Here is a 17943-nt window from a genome sequence, read left to right on the forward strand (position 1 = left end):
GAATCATGAGAGATCTGTTACAACGCCCGGATTTATTCAGTATCAATACTGCGACACTGGGCTATAAAACGCCGCTACCTGCCATTATTGATGCCTGCGCCGCACGCGGTATTGGCGCGATTGCCCCCTGGCGCAGGGAGTTACAGGGTGAAGATCTCCAGCAAATCGCCCGCCAGCTTGCTGCCAGTAACATGAGCGTTTCCGGTTTGTGCCGTAGCACTTACTACACCGCGCCAACGCTGACGGAACGCAAACTGGCGATTGATGATAACCGCCGGGCGCTGGACGACGCCGCTGTACTGAACGCCGCCTGTTATATGCAGGTGGTTGGCGGTCTGCCAATGGGAACAAAAGATCTGTACGAAGCGCGGGAACAGGTGAAACAAGGGATTTGCCAGTTGCTGCCACATTCGAAAGATGTCGGCGTACCAATTGCGCTGGAGCCGCTGCACCCGATGACCGCCGCCGATCGCTCTTGCCTGTGCACGTTACGTCAGGCGCTGGACTGGTGTGATGAACTCGATCCGGATGGGGAGTTTGGCCTCGGCGTGGCGGTAGATGTCTACCACGTTTGGTGGGATCCGGATCTCGCCAGTCAGATCCGGCGTGCCGGAAAACGGATACTCGCGTTTCATGTTTCCGACTGGCTGGTACCGACTACCGATCTGGTCAATGATCGGGGAATGCCGGGAGATGGCGTCATTAATATTCCCTCTATTCGGCGGCTGGTTGAAAACGCCGGATTTAATGGCGCTATTGAACTGGAAATATTCTCACCGTACTGGTGGCAAAAAGATATTAACAGCACACTGGATATTAGCGTCGATCGCATCGCGCATTATTGCTAAGGAATAATCATGAATGACCAACCCGTTCTGTTCAGCAGAGCGGCGGCTTCTTGCCGCCTGACATTGAACCGTGAAGATAAATGTCATGCTATTAATGAAGAAATGATCGAATCTCTCGACCATTATTTAAATGAAATTGAAAACGACACCACATTACGATTAGTCGAATTAACGGCAACCGGCGATAAATTCTTTTGTGCGGGCGGCGATATTAAATCGTGGTCAGCCTATTCGCCATTAGATATGGGCAGAAAATGGATTAAACGCGGCAATGACGTTTTTAATCGCCTGCGCAATTTACCTCAATTAACGGTTGCGAATCTCAACGGTCATACCATCGGCGGTGGTATTGAACTTGCCTTGTGCTGCGATATTCGTATTGCCCGCCCCAGTGCGAAATTCTCTAATCCGGAAGTAATGCTCGGCATGGTGCCTGGCTGGATGGGCATTGAACGCGTGCTTAATCAGGTCGGTCCGGTGGTCGGTCGCCAGATGCTGATGCTGGGTAAACGCCTGACGGCGCAGGAAGCTCAGGCGGCGAATTTAATTGATGAAGTGGTAGAAAAAGAACAGGTGGAAAGCTGGATGGCGAATCAGTTAGCGCAGCTGGAAAAATGCGGTCCGGTGGCGCTCGCACATATTAAGCAACTGATTCTGGCGCTGGAAAATAAACACGCCGATTACCCGCACCAGTTACTGGCTGGATTAATGTCCGCCACTCAGGATTGCCAGCAGGCGACGCGCGCATTTGCCGAAAAAAGTAGCGTGAGCTTCCAAAATCAATAAGGAAATTGTATGCGTAAGATAACAACCGCCGAGACACTGGCGGCGCAAATTCAGGACGGCGCAACCATTGCCATTAGCGGTAATGGCGGCGGCATGGTGGAAGCGGACCATATTCTGGCTGCTATTGAAGCGCGTTTCCTGCAAACCGGACACCCGCGCGATCTGACATTAATCCACTCACTGGGCATTGGCGATCGCGACTGCAAAGGCACTAACCGCTTCGCTCATGCAGATATGCTCAAACGCATCATTGCCGGACATTTTACCTGGTCGCCCAAGATGCAGGATCTGGTGAAAAACAATGCTATTGAAGCCTACTGCTTCCCTGGTGGCGTAATTCAGGCACTGCTGCGGGAGATCGGTGCCGGACGTCCAGGGCTTTTTACCCACGTTGGGCTGGGATCGTTTGTTGATCCGCGCAACGGCGGCGGTAAGTCGAACGCCAGCAGCACTGAGGATCTGGTAGAACTGATTGAAATCGACGGTGAAACCAAACTTCGTTATCGCCCCTTCAAAGTGGACTACGCGATTTTGCGTGGCACTTATGCCGATCCGCGTGGCAACGTCAGCCTCGAAGAAGAGGCGATTGATATGGATAGCTATTCCATGGCGCTGGCAGCACACAACAGCGGCGGTAAAGTGTTCGTACAGGTGCGCGATGTGCTGGAAGCTGGTGCCATTGAACCACGCCGGGTCAAATTACCGGGCATTCTGGTTGATGGCATCGTTGAACACCGCGAACAACCGCAAACCTATCTTGGCGGTTACGACCTGACCATCAGCGGTCAGCATCGCCGTTTGAGTTCTAACGACGCTATTGAACTGGTTAGTCATCCGGTGCGCCGCCTGATTGCCCGTCGGGCAGCACGCGAACTGGTGGCTGGCGCTTCAACCAACTTTGGCTTTGGCATTCCCGGCGGCATTCCTGGGGTTGCACTGCGCGAAGGCGTGCCTTATCAAAGTTTATGGCTGAGCGTCGAGCAAGGCGTGCATAACGGTATGATGCTGGATGATGCTCTGTTCGGCTGCGCCCGTAACGCCGATGCCATTATTCCATCACTCGATCAATTCGAATTCTACAGTGGCGGAGGGATCGATATCACCTTCCTCGGCATGGGAGAGATGGATCAGTACGGTAACGTCAACGTCTCCCATCTCAATGGCAATCTCATTGGCCCCGGCGGATTTCTCGAAATTGCGCAAAACGCCCGTAAAGTGGTGTTCTGCGGCACGTTCGACGCCAAAGGTAGCAAGATTGATGTAACACCAGATGGCTTGCATATTGCCCAGTCAGGTCAAATCCCTAAACTGGTTACCCAGGTGGAAAAAATCACTTTTAGCGCCGCCTACGCACAGCAAAGCGGTCAGGAAGTGTTGTATATCACTGAACGTGCAGTATTCCAGTTAACGGCAGAAGGCGTTGAATTAATTGAAATCGCACCAGGTGTGGAGATTGAGCGCGACATTCTGCCATATATGGCCTTCCGTCCAATTATCAATCAGCCACGCCTGATGGAAAGTAGCCTGTTTACGCCGATGGAGGATGCATGAGCCAGCTTGATGACACCCTCCTTGATGCGCTGACGCACGTCACTTTCCCGAAAGGTTTTGTGTCAGCAGAGCCAGCGTCAATTGTCACGGTTGAAGATGTCGATTACCCGATCTGGCAAGTTGATGCGCTAGTCGTTGGTAGCGGCGCGGCAGGGCTGCGCGCAGCGGTTGAACTTAAGCGCCGCCAGCAAAATGTGTTGATCGCCACTGCCGGGTTATATATGGGGACGTCGGCATGTTCTGGTTCCGATAAACAGACACTGTTTACCGCCGCTACCGCGGGCAATGGCGACAACTTCACCAAACTGGCAGAGGCACTGGCGAGCGGTGGGGCGATGGATCACGACACCGCTTATGTCGAAGCGGTAGGTTCTCTGCACACTCTTGGCGGGTTGCAATATCTTGGTCTGGAATTACCGGAAGATCGCTATGGCGCGATTCTTCGTTATCAAACCGACCATGACGAAGCCGGGCGTGCAACCTCGTGTGGGCCGCGTACCTCAAGGTTAATGGTGAAAGTGCTGCTGGAAGAAGTACAGCGCCTCGCCATTCCAGTGTTGACCAGTGCAACAGTGATTAAACTACTGCATCAGCGTGACGAAAACGGCGAAGACCGCGTGGCGGGAGCAATCCTCGCGACCGGTCATCGCGCCCATAACCCTTGGGGGCTGGCAATTGTGACGGCGCCCAATGTGGTACTGGCAACGGGCGGACCGGGCGAGCTTTATCGCGACAGTGTTTATCCACATAAATGCTTCGGCTCGCTGGGACTGGCACTGGAAGAAGGTTTGACGCTAACCAATCTGACAGAAAGCCAGTTTGGTATTGGCACGCCACGCAACACCTTTCCGTGGAATTTGTCCGGCACCTATGTACAGGTGATCCCATATATCTATTCCGTAGATGCTGAGGGCAACGAGTATAACTTCCTCACGGATTACTATCGAACTACCCAGGAACTGGCTTCAAACATCTTCCGTAAAGGCTATCAGTGGCCGTTTCACGCCACACGAGTGATGGATTTTGGCTCCAGCTTGTTAGATATGGCAGTAGCGCAAGAGCAGCAATCAGGGCGTCAGGTATTTATGGATTTCAATCGCAATCCTGAACCTGTGCCGGGTGACATGCCGTTCTCATTAGATCGACTGGACGACGACGTTCGCGCGTATCTGGAAAATAACGACGCTCTGGCACCATCGCCCATCGAACGACTGCAACGAATGAATCCGCTGTCTATCTCGCTGTATAAGATGCACGGTTACGATCTCACCACGCAGCCATTGCAGTTTGCCATGAATAATCAACATATGAATGGCGGCATTGAAGTGGATATCTGGGGGCAAACCTCCCTGCCCGGCTGTTTCGCCGTGGGGGAAGTTGCTGGCACACACGGCGTCACTCGCCCTGGTGGTGCGGCATTGAATGCCGGGCAGGTTTTTGCTGTTCGTCTGGCACGTTTTATTGGTTGCACGCAAAAACGTAATATTGATGGAGATATAGCACAGCTGGTAGCTCCGGCACTGGCTTCTATAAGAGAGATCATTACTCAGGCGCACGATAACGGGACCGGGATGCCGTTGTCGATTGTGAGAGAAAAAATTCAGGCACGAATGTCTGAGTATGCGGGATTTATTTGCCATGCCGATAAAGTTCGACGTGCCACTCGTGATGCCCTGCTATTGAGTGAATTTGTCCAACAGCATGGATTGGCAATCAAACATGTGGGCGAAGTTGCCGAGCTGTTTATGTGGCGGCATATGGCACTGACGTCTTCCGCCGTATTAACGCAATTGACGCATTATATTGACGCAGGTGGTGGTAGCCGGGGAGCACGTATTATTCTCGACAGTGATGGAAATTCTATTCCGCAAACACGAAATGGTTTTTGTGATGCCTGGCGCTTTCGTTCAGAGCGTACTGAGGATAAAAAAGATAAACTACTTATTCATTATTGCAATGGTATCTTTCACGTCAGAAAAGCACCTGTTCGTGAGTTTCCCATTATCCGCGGCATTTGGTTTGAAAAAAACTGGCCTGGTTTTCTTAATGGGACAATTTACCAGCCACAGGATGAATGATATTGCAAAGGTTAATCACTATGCGAAATATAATTAGATCTATTAATGCTCTACTTGCAACATTAAATATTACCATTTTGGCGATCATTGTGGCATGTGTGACATGGCAGGTGGTAGCACGATTTATATTTAAAAGCCCCAGTATATTTACTGATGAACTCAGTCGTTTGCTTTTTATTTGCCTTGGCCTTTTTGGTGGTGCCTATACCGCGGGGCAGAACCGGCATCTGGCGATTGATCTGCTTCCTATGATGCTGAAAGGAAAAGCCCGGCGTCATTTATTTTTGTGTATTCAGATTATCGTTATTATCTTCGCTACCATCATTATGGTATATGGTGGTGGGCTATTAACAATGGACACTTTCGATTCAGGTCAAACCTCGCCCGCTTTAGGCTGGCAGATGGGATATATCTATATGAGCATCCCGATTAGTGGTTTACTTATTATTATATACACCATAGATATGGTTTTAACCGAACTTAAACAACCACTCTAAAGATAACAAACAACAACCAACCATAGTAGGAATGGAGAAATTATGGATTACTGGTTACCGATTATTGTGTTATTTGGTGCCTTCTTTTTTATGTTGGCATTAGGTGTACCTATTGTTTATGCCATTGGTTTATCAACACTGGCATCAATTTCCACACAACTCGATTTCAACTCAGCATTGAGTGTGGTTTCCCAAAAGTTAGCCTCCGGGTTAGATAGTTTTACGTTGTTGGCAATCCCATTTTTTATCTTGTCTGGCAACATTATGAATCATGGAGGAATAGCGCGACGATTAATCAACTTTGCCCGTATTCTCGGCGGTCGTCTGCCAGGCTCACTTGCTCACTGTAATATTCTTGCCAATATGCTGTTCGGGGCAATTTCTGGTTCAGCTGTTGCTTCGGCGGCTGCGATGGGCGGCGTCATGCATCCACAGCAGGTTAAAGAGGGTTACGACCCGGCATTCAGTACCGCTGTTAACGTTGCCTCTGCACCGACAGGTTTACTTATTCCACCCAGTAATACGTTAATTGTCTTTTCACTGGTCAGTGGTGGTACTTCTATTGCCGCACTGTTCCTGGCAGGATATGTCCCGGGAATTTTATTGGGCCTGGCGCTGATGACTGTGGCTGGTATTATCGCGGTACGCCGGGGTTATCCAAAACCAGAACGTCCGACTTTGCGCCAGGCTGGAGTGGCAATATGGATGGCGATCCCCAGTATTTTCCTGATTGTATTAATTATGGGTGGTGTACTAAGCGGTATTTTTACCCCGACAGAAGCATCTGCAATTGCGGTAATTTATACCCTTTTCCTTGCACTGGTTCTTTATCGTGAAATCTCAGTTAAAGATTTGCCTAAGATATTTCTGGAATCCGTCATTACCACAGCAATTGTTTTGTTGTTAATTGGTTCTTCAATGGGAATGTCATGGGCAATGTCAAACGCTGACGTTCCCTTCCTGATTCTCGATTTGCTTAACACTATTTCTGACAATCCAATAATCATCCTGCTTATTATCAATATTATTCTGTTGATTATCGGCACATTTATGGATATGACACCGGCGGTACTGATTTTTACGCCGATATTTTTACCGGTTGTCACCGAACTGGGCATGGACCCGATTCACTTTGGTATTGTCATGGTACTGAACATGTGTATCGGTATTTGTACTCCGCCTGTAGGCAGTGTGTTATTTGTCGGTTGTAGTGTATCTAAATTACCGATTAATAAAATTATCAAACCTATGCTGCCCTTCTATGCCGTGATGGTATTGGTGCTGGCTATGGTGACCTATATTCCGCAAATCAGTATGGCATTGCCAAGAGCACTGGGCTACTGATGAGCATTCACTGGCGGCTCCTGCCGCCATATTTATTAGAAAAGGAACATCTATGAAAATAAAAGTATCCGCTGGCATTATCGGTGCTGTGCTTATGCTATCCGCAAGCCAGTCCTGGGCAGTAACATTAAAACTTAGCCATAATCAGGATAAATCTCATCCTGTTCATAAAGCGATGGAGTTCTTTGCGAAAAAGAGCAAAGAGTACTCTAACGGTGATATTACTATTCGTATTTATCCAAATGGAACATTGGGTACTCAACGAGAAACAATGGAGCTGATTCGTTCTGGTGCTATTCCGCTGGTAAAAACCAATGCGGCGGAGATGGAAGCCTTCGAGAGTTCGTATAAAATATTTAGCCTGCCTTATTTGTTCCGCGATCGTGATCATTACTATCAGGTCATGCAGGGCGATATCGGAAGGAAAATCCTCGACTCAACGAAAAGCAAAGGTTATTTCGGGCTGACTTTCTATGATGGAGGCGCCCGCAGTTTCTACGGTAATAAACCGGTACTGAAACCAGACGATCTGAAAGGCATGAAAGTCCGTGTCCAGCCAAGTCCTGGCGCAGTTGAAATGATCAAAGTCATGGGCGGTAACCCGACGCCACTGGATTACGGCGAGCTGTATACGGCCTTACAGCAGGGCGTGGTCGATATGGCAGAAAACAGCGTGATGGCACTGACCACTATGCGTCACGGTGAAGTGGCAAAATCCTTTAGCCTTGATGAGCACACCATGGTGCCCGATGTGGTTCTGATGAGCAATGCTGCATTTGATAAACTCAGCCCTGAAAATCAGGCAGTTATATTAAAAGCAGCGAAAGATTCGATGAGTTACATGAAGGAGTTATGGAGCGAGCAAGAGAAACAAGAATTTGCAAAACTGGATAAAATGGGCGTAAAAGTCTACCCGGTTGATAAAGCACCGTTTATCGAGAAAGTACAACCGATGTACGCAAACTTCGCTAAAGATAACCCTGCCCTTGCCCCAATGCTGGCTGATATTCAGGCGGCTAAGTAATTACCTTCATGGGGCTGCTTATTGTCGCCCTTATCGATATCAGCAAGTGCTCGCTATAAAAGCAAAACGCCGACCAATGGTCGGCGTTTTTACGTCTCGTTGAATAACGAATTATTCAGCTACTACGTTTACGATCACTTTCGCGAATACTTCGCTGTGAACCTGGAAGCTCACTTCGTGTTCGCCAGTGGTACGCAGAACGCCGTTCGGCAGACGAACTTCGCTCTTAGCCACTTCAACGCCAGCTGCAGTTACAGCGTCAGCGATGTCGCGAGTACCGATGGAACCGAACAGTTTACCTTCGTCGCCAGCTTTAGACGCGATGGTAACAGTTTCCAGTGCATTGATTTTCTCAGCGCGAGCATTAGCAGCTGCCAGAACTTCAGCCAGTTTAGCTTCCAGTTCAGCGCGACGTGCTTCGAAGAATTCAATGTTTTTCTTGGTAGCTGGAACAGCTTTACCCTGCGGTACCAGGAAGTTACGAGCATAGCCCGCTTTAACGTTTACCTGATCACCCAGGCTACCCAGGTTTGCTACTTTATCAAGCAGAATAACTTGCATTACCTTATCCTCTCAAAGTCGTATTAATGGACCGTGACCGATTACTGATGGCGATCAGTGTACGGCAGCAGGGACAGGTAGCGAGCGCGTTTGATAGCGCGAGCCAGCTGACGCTGGTATTTTGCACGGGTACCGGTGATACGGCTTGGGACAATCTTACCGCTTTCGGTGATGTAGTTTTTCAGCGTAGCGATATCTTTATAGTCGATCTCTTGAACGCCTTCCGCGGTGAAACGGCAGAACTTGCGACGACGGAAATAACGTGCCATATGGCTAGTCTCCAGAATCTATCAATTCAATCTGCTCGGCATGCAAAACCATTTTGCTCAGACCGTTCTTTGCCTTGTGGCATGAAATGAACCCCTGAACGGTTATGCGACTGCCGACCGTTATACTGTGAGTAATGGCCTGGTTTTCGTGTCCGCTAACAATAACGGGCATTTGACACCACGCCTGCCGGTGAAAGCCGGCTTCCTCCTGCACAGAACGATGCTCAAGCACGAACTGGCAGTGAGGAATTCCTGATGGACTGACCTTTCGAAGGGGAGTCCTGCACACGGTGCCGGACAACACCAGACGGTTGGTCATCAGAAATTACTCTTCAGAATCCCCAGCTTCAGCATCATCAGCGGTTTCGTTTGCGAAATCATCGCGACGCTCACGGCGCTCGTCTTTCGCTTTAACCATCGGAGATGCTTCGGTAACAGCGTGCTTGGTACGCATAACCATGCTGCGGATAACGGCATCGTTGAAGCGGAAGGTAGTTTCCAGCTCATCGATCACTTCCTGCGGAGCTTCAACGTTCATCAGAACGTAGTGTGCTTTGTGCAGTTTGTTGATCGGGTAAGCCAGCTGACGGCGGCCCCAGTCTTCCAGACGGTGGATCTTGCCTTCTGCACCAGTGATGGCAGCAGTGTAGCGCTCGATCATGCCCGGAACCTGTTCGCTCTGGTCAGGATGGACCATAAAAACGATTTCGTAATGACGCATCGAATTGCTCCTTACGGATTATTCAGCCTCCTGTCTGGGTCAGCCGAATCCCGGGGAGGCAAGGAACGTGTTAAAGGTCGGCTGAAAAATGACGCGTTATAGTACTGACATACCCCGTTAAACTCAAGGCCAGCCGACAAATAAATCTCATCTTTCACCAAATCGTACTAACACGCTGATTTGAAGTTCATCACACTTCATCATGGTGTTTTTTTGAACAACTGCATCAGAAATGGTCACCATCAACTTCTTTATCATTGATTAAAATTAAATCAGAAGATCACCACAAGAGGAGAGCACACAAAGTCAGCCGTCGAGGAGGTATCTATGTTCAGCCGTGTTTTAGCCCTTCTGGCTGTGCTTTTGCTAAGTGCAAATACATGGGCAGCCATTGAAATTAATAACCACCAGGCCAGAAATATGGACGATGTGCAAAGCTTAGGCGTGATTTATATCAATCATAATTTCGCCACTGAAAGTGAAGCACGTCAGGCATTAAATGAAGAGACAGATGCGCAGGGCGCAACGTACTACCACGTGATTCTGATGCGGGAACCGGGGAGTAACGGCAATATGCACGCCAGCGCGGATATTTATCGCTAGCACCAGGTATAACCAACGAAACATTGCCATAGTTTGCTTTGCCCCCTTCGCAGGGGGCTTTTTTTTGAAAAACGGCTGCGGAATTAGACCAGTTATCTCCCGAAGAAGGAAATTTCCGCAGCGCGTGTTTTACTTCTGCCCGTAATAGGCGTTAGGACCGTGCTTACGCATGAAGTGTTTATTCATGAGATAGCTGTCGATGTGATTCAGTTGTGGGTTAATGCCGCGGGCAATCCACGCCATTTTCGCCACTTCTTCCATCACCACCGCGTTATGCATCGCATCGTGAGCATCTTTCCCCCAGGCGAATGGCCCGTGCTGATACACCACAATTCCCGGCGTATGCAGCGGCTCGGCGTCACCCAGCGTTTCGATAATCACTTTGCCAGTGTTTAGCTCGTATTCCCCCTGCACTTCTTCTTCGCTTAACCCGCGCGTACAGGGGATATCGCCAAAGAAGTAGTCAGCATGCGTGGTGCCTAATGCCGGGATAGCCAGCCCCGCCTGCGCCCATGCGGTGGCATGCGTGGAATGGGTATGGACAATGCCACCAAGCGACGGATAACGACGGTAGAGTTCAAGATGCGTCGCAGTGTCGGAAGACGGACGATACTCCCCTTCCACCACCTTGCCGCTCATATCAACCACCACCATATCGTTCGCTTTCATGCTTTCGTAGGCGACACCGCTGGGCTTGATCACCACCAGCCCGTAACGCGGCAGATCCATGTTGGCTTCAAATACCTGCTGTTTCAGCTTTTGCATTATGCCGCCTCCACCATGCCTGCTTTAGCCATGCGCGCTTTCACCCAATCACGCGCTTTCGCCACTTCTGCCGCCGGGTCTTCCGCCGTTTCGCTCCACATCTCAATCAGGTACGGCCCGCAATAACCACTCTGTTTGAGCGTTTCAAAGCAACGTTCGAAATCCACTACGCCTTCGCCAAACGGGACGTTTTTGAAGATGCCTGGTTTGGTGTCTTTCACATGCACCGCGACGATATGCCCGATTCCGGCCTGCAACTCCATCTGCACGTCGTTGTCCCACGCCGACAAGTTGCCGATATCCGGGTAGAGCTGGAACCACGGGTTGTTAAGATAGTGCGCGTAACCCAGCGCCTTGCTGATGGAGTTCATCAACGGGTAATCCATGATCTCCATTGCCAGCGTCACCTGCGCGCGGCTCGCCATCTCAACGCTCTCTTTCAGGCCGTCACGGAAACGACGACGCGTTTCGTTATTGGCTTCCTGATAGTAAACGTCGTAGCCCGCCAGTTGGATCACGCGAATACCGACATCCTGGGCGAACTGGATAGCTTTGCGCATAATCTCCAGCCCCTGCGCCCGCACTGCGTCATCTTCGCTGCCCAGCGGGAAACGGCGATGAGCAGAAAGGCACATGGACGGCACGCGCACGCCGGTTTCAACAATCGCGTTCACCAGCGCCAGACGCTGCTCGCGGCTCCAGTCAAGGCGCGAGAGGCGATCGTCCGTTTCATCTACCGACATCTCGACAAAATCGAAGCCTAACGTTTTTGCCAGTTGCAGCCGTTCCAGCCAGCACTCCCCGGTGGGGAGCGCTTTTTCGTAGATGCCAAGCGGGATTTGTTTGGACAACATATCCGCTCCTTAGCCCCACAGCTCGGCGATGGAACGTTTGAACTGACGCGCGGCTTCAACCGGAGAAGCGGCATCACGGATACTACGCCCCGCGATAAACACATGAATCGGAATGCCTTTGAACAGCGGCAGGTCTTCCAGCGCCAGACCACCGGTGACGGTGACTTTGAAGCCCATATCGGAAAGACGTTTGATCGCGGTGATATCCGCTTCGCCCCACGCCACGCCTGCGGCCTGCGCGTCACGGCTGCGGTGATAAACCACCTGCTGGATACCTGCGTCGCGCCACTGCTGCGCCTGTTCCCAGGTCCAGTAACCGGTCAGTTCGATCTGCACGTCGCCATTAAACTCTTTTGCCACGTCCAGCGCGCCTTTGGCGGTGTTGATATCTGCACAACAAATCACGGTCACCCAGTCAGCGTTGGCTTCAAAGCACATACGAGAAAGGATTTTGCCCGCATCGGCGATTTTGGCGTCTGCCAGCACGATTTTGTGCGGATAAAGCGCTTTCAGATCGCGAACCGCACGCACACCTTCGCCCACGCACAGAATGGTGCCCACTTCGATAATGTCGACTTCTTCGGCAATCAGGCGAGTAGTTTCGTAGGCGCTAGCCATAGTCTGGTTGTCCAGCGCGACTTGCAACATCGGTAATGACATTTTCAATTCCTTCTTAAGCAGCCGCGTTGGTGCGGTCAATGAGATCCAGGACTTCCTGCTCGGTACGGCAGGCGCGTAAACGGTCGAAATTCTCTTCATCTTCAAACAGGTTGACGATCTGCATGATGCCCACTTCCTGATGTGTGTTGGCATCGACCGCCGCCATCGTGATGAGGATATCCACCGGGTCGTTATCTTCGTGGTTGAACTCCAGCGGCTTTTTCAGCGTCACCAGTGCAAAACCGGTTTTCTTAACGCCCTCTTCCGGGCGACCATGCGGCATTGCCAGTCCCGGTGCGAGCACAAAGTACGGGCCGTGTTGTTCAACCGCATCCAGAATTGCCTGGTAGTAACGCGGCTCGACAACATCCGCCGCCACCAACAGGTCAACGCCGATTTTCACTGCGTCCTGCCATGTCTCAGCTTCAGCCTGCAGACGGATAGATTTATTCTCCGCCAGCGAATCACGTAATTTCATAGCGCGCCCTTACTTCACATCCTGCGGGAAATGTTCTTTGATCACTTCCAGCAGTTTCGGGCCAAAGTCAGCAGGAGAGAGCATGTTGCGCACGCCAACGACATATTTGTTGCCGGTCACGGTGATCTCGCCCGCGATGTGCGTAGAAGCGATGATGATATCCGCGCCGCTCAACTCGCTTTTGTATTCGCCAACCGCGCAGCTGTTTACCGTGTGGTCGATGTTCGACTGGGTTAAAAACTGGTCCACTTTCATCTTCATGATCATGGAACTGCCTTGTCCGTTACCACACACAGCCAGAATACGTACGGTCATAATCAAAACTCCTTATTAAGCAGACTGTTCTGCCAGTTGTTTTTCTGCATCTTCTTCTGCGCGCAGCGCGCGGCCAGCGAAGAACATATAAGCCAGTGCAATGACAATGATGACGGCCATAAAGGCGATGCCGATGGAGAAGAAGCCCTGCATCATCGGTGGTGCCAGAATCGACCAGTCCGCCATGCCCATCCAGGCGCTCATACCGGTAAGTTTCACCGCCCAGACGCAACCAAAGATTTCAATCATCCCCATCACCAGACAAATCTTCAGCGCCGCGCGCCAGCCACCGAAGTGATTAGCAAACACGCCAATAGTGGCATTAGAGAAGAACATCGGGATAAAGCCAGGGATAATCAGAATGGAAGAGCCGCAGGCGACCAGGATGCCAACTGCAATCAGTTGACCGATGGTGCCCCACATAAAGCCCCAGACCACAGCGTTCGGCGCGAAGCTATAGATGGCCGCACAGTCAATCGCCAGAACCGCACCGGGGATCAGGCGCTGGGAGATACCGTTAAACGCTTCAGAGAGTTCCGCCACAAACATGCGCACGCCCTGAGTGATGATGAAGATCGCCACCGCAAAGGAGAAACCGGTTTGCAGGATGTACACCGTCCAGTTCACTTTACCTGCCATCGCCTGCACGGTGTCGATACCGAAGGAGAGCAGAATGGCACCAAAGAAGATGGTCATGACAATCGCCGTGGAGACGATGTTGTCGTGGAAAATGTTCAGCCAGCCAGGCAGTTTGAGGTCTTCAACGCTCTCCTCTTTTTTGCCGAGGAAAGGCGCAACTTTATAAGCAATCCATGATGCAAACTGCTGCTGGTGACCGATGGAGAAACCACAGCCGTCCGTCACTTCCTGAGTCGGCTTATACATCATGTTGGAGGTAATACCCCAGTAGAGCGAAACCAGAATCGCGGTGCAGATAATGGTGGTCCACATGGAGTAACCAAAGATAAACAGCGTAACGGCAATCAGCCCCGCCTGCTGGAACATGATATGACCCGTCAGCATGATGGTACGAATACCGGTAATGCGACGCAGCAGCACGTAACAGATGTTCAGCGCCAGAGCCAGTAACACCGCGTAACCCACCCAGCTATAGGCATCGCCCATGCGCTCGATAGTTGCCATCATCGATGCGTAGGTATCTGAAATCGCACCGTTGATACCGTAGACTTCCGACATTTTCGCCACCACCGGTTTGAAGGTGCTGGTCAGGATGCCGGACCCGGCCTGCAACAACATGAAACCAATAATGGTTTTAATCGTACCTTTGATAATCACGCTGACGCTTTTGCGCAGCAGGATATAACCCAGACAGGTCACAATACCCAGCAGTAACGGGGCATTGGTCATGACCTGGTTAAAAAACACGGTAAAGATGTTGTAGAGGATCTCCATAACGATCTCCTGAAGAAGAGGTAACCGGGTATTCCACACACCCGGAATGTTGTGCACTCACTCTAATTTTCAAAAGTAATCACAACAAGATTATTTATGATTAAATGTGACGCGACCCGCAAATAATTCCACATAGAAAGCGTGGAATTCACACAATGCAAAACTTATTAATTAAAATTCATGTAGTTAATTAAATATCACAATCCTTTTCATCTTTAATGCCTTAAAATCAACAACTACTCATCAGGCAAAAAGTCAAAAAATGGTCATTGCCTTCCTGAAAAAATAGTGTCAGGATTAATCAAAACCAATCAAATATTGATTCAAATTGAACTATCATGAAGGTAAATGGCGATGAGTAAAGTGAAAAGTATCACCCGTGAATCCTGGATCCTGAGCACTTTCCCGGAGTGGGGTAGCTGGTTGAATGAAGAAATTGAACAAGAACAGGTAGCTCCTGGCACATTCGCGATGTGGTGGCTAGGCTGCACCGGGATCTGGCTGAAATCGGAAGGTGGCACCAACGTTTGCGTCGATTTCTGGTGTGGTACTGGCAAACAAAGTCACGGTAACCCACTAATGAAACAGGGTCACCAGATGCAGCGCATGGCTGGCGTGAAAAAACTGCAACCGAACCTGCGTACCACCCCATTTGTTCTTGATCCGTTTGCGATTCGCCAGATCGACGCGGTACTGGCAACTCACGATCACAACGATCATATCGACGTCAACGTCGCTGCTGCCGTGATGCAGAACTGCGCTGATGACGTGCCATTTATCGGGCCGAAAACCTGCGTGGATTTGTGGATTGGCTGGGGTGTGCCGAAAGAACGTTGCATCGTGGTCAAACCGGGCGATGTCGTTAAAGTGAAAGACATTGAAATTCATGCCCTTGACGCGTTTGACCGTACTGCACTGATCACTTTGCCTGCCGATCAAAAAGCGGCTGGCGTACTGCCAGACGGCATGGACGATCGCGCGGTAAACTACCTGTTCAAAACGCCGGGCGGTACCCTGTATCACAGTGGCGATTCCCACTACTCTAACTACTATGCGAAGCACGGTAACGAGCATCAGATCGACGTGGCATTAGGTTCATACGGTGAAAACCCACGTGGTATCACCGACAAAATGACCAGTGCTGATATCCTGCGTATGGCAGAAGCGCTGAATACAAAAGTGGTTATCCCGTTCCACCATGATATCTGGTCAAACTTCCAGGCCGATCCGCAAGAGATCCGCGTACTGTGGGAGATGAAAAAAGATCGCCTGAAGTATGGCTTCAAGCCGTTTATCTGGCAGGTTGGCGGTAAGTTTACCTGGCCGCTGGATAAAGACAACTTCGAGTACCACTATCCACGCGGTTTTGACGATTGCTTCACCATTGAACCGGATCTGCCGTTCAAGTCGTTCCTGTAATCTGTCGTTTATACCGGATGGCGTGGAGAAGTTCGCGCTATCCGGCGTAGTATTTCCTGGCTATTTCAAATATCATCTAAAAAAATCAAATTTTATCGGAATAGCTCATGACTGAAGCACAAAGACATCAAATTCTCCTGGAAATGCTCGCACAATTGGGCTTTGTGACCGTTGAGAAAGTCGTTGAGCGTCTGGGAATTTCGCCTGCTACCGCTCGACGCGATATCAATAAACTTGACGAAAGCGGCAAACTGAAAAAAGTGCGCAATGGCGCAGAAGCCATTACCCAGCAGCGCCCACGCTGGACGCCGATGAATCTGCATCAGGCGCAGAACCATGATGAAAAAGTACGTATCGCTAAAGCAGCCTCGCAGCTGGTGAATCCCGGCGAAAGCGTCGTCATCAACTGCGGTTCCACCGCGTTTCTGCTTGGGCGGGAAATGTGTGGCAAGCCAGTGCAAATCATTACTAATTATCTACCGCTGGCGAATTACCTGATCGATCAGGAGCATGACAGCGTGATTATCATGGGCGGCCAATACAACAAAAGCCAGTCCATCACCTTAAGTCCACAAGGCAGCGAAAACAGTCTCTATGCCGGGCACTGGATGTTTACCAGCGGCAAAGGACTGACCGCAGAAGGGTTGTATAAAACTGATATGCTGACGGCAATGGCAGAGCAGAAGATGTTGAGCGTGGTAGGGAAACTGGTGGTACTGGTTGATAGCAGTAAGATCGGCGAACGTGCGGGGATGCTCTTTAGTCGTGCAGATCAAATCGATATGCTGATCACCGGCAAAAATGCTAACCCGGAAATCCTGCAACAACTGGAAGCGCAAGGGGTCAGCATTCTGCGTGTTTAAAGATGCTGGCGGAAAAATGTCACGGCAGCATCTAATGCCTCAGGCGTAATGCGGTGACGCACGCCTGGCTGCCATGAACAGGTTAGCTGTTTATCCCGTCCCGTCTCGCTTAAGGCCTGCTGCAAACGTAGTGATTCGTCGGCAGGCACGACGTCATCGTCAAGGCCATGCCACAGCAGTAGAGGTCTGTCACCAAGTTGTTCCAGGTGGTTTGTCGCTTCCCACTCTGCCAGCGGCGCGACAATGTTATTGAATTCATTCTGCTGTGCTGCCGTTTCAGGTATCAGCGGTGGAAACAGTGAACGGGCGAGCGATGTAAAATAGCCCGATCCCATCATGCTGGCGGTACATTTCACCGTGGGGTGGCGAGCGGTAATTCCCAGTGCCGTCATCGCGCCCATCGACGCGCCACCGACTGCCAGACGGTCAGCAAGCAGCCAGTTTTCTTCGGCTATTGCCGCACGTAAGGTAGTGAATTCCTGCATACTTTGTAGCAAAATTTGCCAAAATTGATTTAACCGCCGTGCTGCGTCGCCCCTAAAACGGCTACCGTGATCGGGCGCATCCGGCATGATCACCCGCAAACCAGCCTGCGCCAGCGCAACGGCAAAATAGCTATACACCAGACTGGACGAAGTAAAGCCGTGATAAAAAATCACGCACGGTAACGGGGTATCTTTTTGCCCGACAGGATAAGCATGAAGAACGGGAATATCTGCCAGCACGCGCGATTCTATTTCAATCATCTGTCTCTCCTTTTTGTCTGGTATGACATGAAGAAATCCTTAGCACAAGTTTCTGCTGGCGGTATTAGTTCATAATGTTGAGATGTGGGTTACGCTTTCATCACGTTTTCATTCGAAAATCGCGTACCAGGTAACAATTCGGGAACAT

Annotated in this window: 21 protein-coding genes; 10 read left to right on the top strand and 11 right to left on the bottom strand. The window is 50.4% G+C overall.

Annotated elements, in window-relative coordinates; translation table 11 throughout:
- The first annotated feature begins 5 nt into the window (after positions 1–5).
- From AABJ99_RS21135 to AABJ99_RS21165, 7 genes are read left to right on the top strand one after another with little or no spacing between them, the layout of a single operon-like run.
- Positions 6–848 (top strand): sugar phosphate isomerase/epimerase family protein, encoded by an 843-nt coding sequence (locus AABJ99_RS21135; protein ID WP_039021177.1) that lies wholly within the window; start codon positions 6–8, stop codon positions 846–848.
- Positions 849–857: 9 nt separating this feature from the next.
- The gene (locus AABJ99_RS21140; RefSeq protein WP_000999667.1) at positions 858–1634 is read left to right on the top strand and encodes an enoyl-CoA hydratase/isomerase family protein; all 777 of its coding nucleotides are present in this window, start codon (positions 858–860) and stop codon (positions 1632–1634) included.
- Between the two features lie 9 nt (positions 1635–1643).
- Complete coding sequence (locus AABJ99_RS21145; RefSeq protein WP_032304375.1) at positions 1644–3185, top strand: acyl CoA:acetate/3-ketoacid CoA transferase; 1542 nt, start codon at positions 1644–1646, stop codon at positions 3183–3185.
- Positions 3182–5263: an FAD-dependent oxidoreductase gene (locus AABJ99_RS21150; protein ID WP_032304373.1), complete on the top strand. Its 2082-nt coding sequence runs from the start codon at positions 3182–3184 to the stop codon at positions 5261–5263. Before AABJ99_RS21145 ends, AABJ99_RS21150 begins: the two co-directional genes overlap by 4 nt.
- A 20-nt stretch (positions 5264–5283) precedes the next feature.
- Positions 5284–5760 (top strand): TRAP transporter small permease, encoded by a 477-nt coding sequence (locus AABJ99_RS21155; RefSeq protein WP_032304408.1) that lies wholly within the window; start codon positions 5284–5286, stop codon positions 5758–5760.
- A 42-nt stretch (positions 5761–5802) separates the two neighbouring features.
- Positions 5803–7104: a TRAP transporter large permease gene (locus AABJ99_RS21160; RefSeq protein WP_032304372.1), complete on the top strand. Its 1302-nt coding sequence runs from the start codon at positions 5803–5805 to the stop codon at positions 7102–7104.
- A 52-nt stretch (positions 7105–7156) separates the two neighbouring features.
- Positions 7157–8128, top strand: coding sequence for a TRAP transporter substrate-binding protein (locus AABJ99_RS21165; RefSeq protein WP_039021176.1), 972 nt, complete (start codon positions 7157–7159; stop codon positions 8126–8128).
- 111 nt (positions 8129–8239) lie between these two features.
- Here AABJ99_RS21165 and rplI read toward each other — a convergent pair whose 3' ends face one another.
- Genes rplI through rpsF form a run of 4 tightly spaced genes read right to left on the bottom strand, consistent with a single transcriptional unit; the run spans position 8240 to position 9679 of the window.
- Complete coding sequence (gene rplI / locus AABJ99_RS21170; RefSeq protein ID WP_001196062.1) at positions 8240–8689, bottom strand: 50S ribosomal protein L9; 450 nt, start codon at positions 8687–8689, stop codon at positions 8240–8242.
- Between the two features lie 41 nt (positions 8690–8730).
- Entirely contained in the window at positions 8731–8958 is a 228-nt protein-coding gene (gene rpsR, locus AABJ99_RS21175; RefSeq protein ID WP_000135199.1) for a 30S ribosomal protein S18, read from the bottom strand.
- A 4-nt stretch (positions 8959–8962) separates the two neighbouring features.
- Positions 8963–9277 (bottom strand): primosomal replication protein N, encoded by a 315-nt coding sequence (gene priB, locus AABJ99_RS21180; protein WP_001296681.1) that lies wholly within the window; start codon positions 9275–9277, stop codon positions 8963–8965.
- A 6-nt stretch (positions 9278–9283) separates the two neighbouring features.
- Complete coding sequence (gene rpsF / locus AABJ99_RS21185; RefSeq protein WP_001216676.1) at positions 9284–9679, bottom strand: 30S ribosomal protein S6; 396 nt, start codon at positions 9677–9679, stop codon at positions 9284–9286.
- A gap of 327 nt (positions 9680–10006) precedes the next feature.
- Here rpsF and yjfY point away from each other — a divergent pair, with 327 nt between their 5' ends.
- Entirely contained in the window at positions 10007–10282 is a 276-nt protein-coding gene (gene yjfY, locus AABJ99_RS21190) for a DUF1471 family protein YjfY (RefSeq protein WP_000492914.1), read from the top strand.
- A 129-nt stretch (positions 10283–10411) separates the two neighbouring features.
- On the opposite strand, the gene ulaF is transcribed toward yjfY, so the two are convergent.
- From ulaF to ulaA, 6 genes are read right to left on the bottom strand one after another with little or no spacing between them, the layout of a single operon-like run.
- Entirely contained in the window at positions 10412–11047 is a 636-nt protein-coding gene (gene ulaF / locus AABJ99_RS21195) for an L-ribulose-5-phosphate 4-epimerase (RefSeq protein ID WP_039021175.1), read from the bottom strand.
- Positions 11047–11901 carry an L-ribulose-5-phosphate 3-epimerase UlaE gene (gene ulaE / locus AABJ99_RS21200; RefSeq protein ID WP_039021174.1) on the bottom strand — a complete coding sequence of 285 codons (855 nt, stop codon included), beginning with the start codon at positions 11899–11901 and terminating at the stop codon, positions 11047–11049. The genes ulaF and ulaE overlap by 1 nt, the downstream gene beginning before the upstream one ends.
- Positions 11902–11910: 9 nt before the next feature.
- Positions 11911–12561 carry a 3-keto-L-gulonate-6-phosphate decarboxylase UlaD gene (gene ulaD, locus AABJ99_RS21205; RefSeq protein WP_000056740.1) on the bottom strand — a complete coding sequence of 217 codons (651 nt, stop codon included), beginning with the start codon at positions 12559–12561 and terminating at the stop codon, positions 11911–11913.
- Positions 12562–12574: 13 nt separating this feature from the next.
- Positions 12575–13039 carry a PTS ascorbate transporter subunit IIA gene (ulaC, locus tag AABJ99_RS21210; RefSeq protein WP_000776505.1) on the bottom strand — a complete coding sequence of 155 codons (465 nt, stop codon included), beginning with the start codon at positions 13037–13039 and terminating at the stop codon, positions 12575–12577.
- A gap of 9 nt (positions 13040–13048) precedes the next feature.
- A complete protein-coding gene (gene ulaB, locus AABJ99_RS21215) occupies positions 13049–13354 on the bottom strand; it encodes a PTS ascorbate transporter subunit IIB (RefSeq protein WP_000218362.1) in 306 nt (101 codons plus the stop codon).
- Positions 13355–13369: 15 nt separating this feature from the next.
- Entirely contained in the window at positions 13370–14767 is a 1398-nt protein-coding gene (ulaA, locus tag AABJ99_RS21220; protein WP_000404886.1) for a PTS ascorbate transporter subunit IIC, read from the bottom strand.
- A 354-nt stretch (positions 14768–15121) separates the two neighbouring features.
- Here ulaA and ulaG point away from each other — a divergent pair, with 354 nt between their 5' ends.
- Together ulaG and ulaR are read left to right on the top strand one after the other, a co-directional pair.
- Positions 15122–16186 carry an L-ascorbate 6-phosphate lactonase gene (ulaG, locus tag AABJ99_RS21225; protein WP_001353507.1) on the top strand — a complete coding sequence of 355 codons (1065 nt, stop codon included), beginning with the start codon at positions 15122–15124 and terminating at the stop codon, positions 16184–16186.
- Between the two features lie 107 nt (positions 16187–16293).
- Positions 16294–17049, top strand: coding sequence for an HTH-type transcriptional regulator UlaR (ulaR, locus tag AABJ99_RS21230; protein ID WP_000133631.1), 756 nt, complete (start codon positions 16294–16296; stop codon positions 17047–17049).
- On the opposite strand, the gene yjfP is transcribed toward ulaR, so the two are convergent.
- Complete coding sequence (gene yjfP / locus AABJ99_RS21235) at positions 17046–17795, bottom strand: esterase (protein ID WP_039021173.1); 750 nt, start codon at positions 17793–17795, stop codon at positions 17046–17048. The genes ulaR and yjfP overlap by 4 nt on opposite strands.
- Positions 17796–17943: the final 148 nt, after the last annotated feature.

Origin of the sequence: Escherichia coli (genome assembly GCF_036503815.1) — a bacterium.
Classification (GTDB): domain Bacteria; phylum Pseudomonadota; class Gammaproteobacteria; order Enterobacterales; family Enterobacteriaceae; genus Escherichia; species Escherichia coli_F.

What these genes read in the sequence shown, in the direction of transcription:
- AABJ99_RS21135 (WP_039021177.1), top strand. Translation starts at nt 6, where the DNA reads ATGAGAGATCTGTTACAACGCCCGGATTTATTCAGTATCAATACTGCG.
- AABJ99_RS21140 (WP_000999667.1), top strand. Translation starts at nt 858, where the DNA reads ATGAATGACCAACCCGTTCTGTTCAGCAGAGCGGCGGCTTCTTGCCGC.
- AABJ99_RS21145 (WP_032304375.1), top strand. Translation starts at nt 1,644, where the DNA reads ATGCGTAAGATAACAACCGCCGAGACACTGGCGGCGCAAATTCAGGAC.
- AABJ99_RS21150 (WP_032304373.1), top strand. Translation starts at nt 3,182, where the DNA reads ATGAGCCAGCTTGATGACACCCTCCTTGATGCGCTGACGCACGTCACT.
- AABJ99_RS21155 (WP_032304408.1), top strand. Translation starts at nt 5,284, where the DNA reads ATGCGAAATATAATTAGATCTATTAATGCTCTACTTGCAACATTAAAT.
- AABJ99_RS21160 (WP_032304372.1), top strand. Translation starts at nt 5,803, where the DNA reads ATGGATTACTGGTTACCGATTATTGTGTTATTTGGTGCCTTCTTTTTT.
- AABJ99_RS21165 (WP_039021176.1), top strand. Translation starts at nt 7,157, where the DNA reads ATGAAAATAAAAGTATCCGCTGGCATTATCGGTGCTGTGCTTATGCTA.
- rplI (WP_001196062.1), bottom strand. Translation starts at nt 8,689, where the DNA reads ATGCAAGTTATTCTGCTTGATAAAGTAGCAAACCTGGGTAGCCTGGGT.
- rpsR (WP_000135199.1), bottom strand. Translation starts at nt 8,958, where the DNA reads ATGGCACGTTATTTCCGTCGTCGCAAGTTCTGCCGTTTCACCGCGGAA.
- priB (WP_001296681.1), bottom strand. Translation starts at nt 9,277, where the DNA reads ATGACCAACCGTCTGGTGTTGTCCGGCACCGTGTGCAGGACTCCCCTT.
- rpsF (WP_001216676.1), bottom strand. Translation starts at nt 9,679, where the DNA reads ATGCGTCATTACGAAATCGTTTTTATGGTCCATCCTGACCAGAGCGAA.
- yjfY (WP_000492914.1), top strand. Translation starts at nt 10,007, where the DNA reads ATGTTCAGCCGTGTTTTAGCCCTTCTGGCTGTGCTTTTGCTAAGTGCA.
- ulaF (WP_039021175.1), bottom strand. Translation starts at nt 11,047, where the DNA reads ATGCAAAAGCTGAAACAGCAGGTATTTGAAGCCAACATGGATCTGCCG.
- ulaE (WP_039021174.1), bottom strand. Translation starts at nt 11,901, where the DNA reads ATGTTGTCCAAACAAATCCCGCTTGGCATCTACGAAAAAGCGCTCCCC.
- ulaD (WP_000056740.1), bottom strand. Translation starts at nt 12,561, where the DNA reads ATGTCATTACCGATGTTGCAAGTCGCGCTGGACAACCAGACTATGGCT.
- ulaC (WP_000776505.1), bottom strand. Translation starts at nt 13,039, where the DNA reads ATGAAATTACGTGATTCGCTGGCGGAGAATAAATCTATCCGTCTGCAG.
- ulaB (WP_000218362.1), bottom strand. Translation starts at nt 13,354, where the DNA reads ATGACCGTACGTATTCTGGCTGTGTGTGGTAACGGACAAGGCAGTTCC.
- ulaA (WP_000404886.1), bottom strand. Translation starts at nt 14,767, where the DNA reads ATGGAGATCCTCTACAACATCTTTACCGTGTTTTTTAACCAGGTCATG.
- ulaG (WP_001353507.1), top strand. Translation starts at nt 15,122, where the DNA reads ATGAGTAAAGTGAAAAGTATCACCCGTGAATCCTGGATCCTGAGCACT.
- ulaR (WP_000133631.1), top strand. Translation starts at nt 16,294, where the DNA reads ATGACTGAAGCACAAAGACATCAAATTCTCCTGGAAATGCTCGCACAA.
- yjfP (WP_039021173.1), bottom strand. Translation starts at nt 17,795, where the DNA reads ATGATTGAAATAGAATCGCGCGTGCTGGCAGATATTCCCGTTCTTCAT.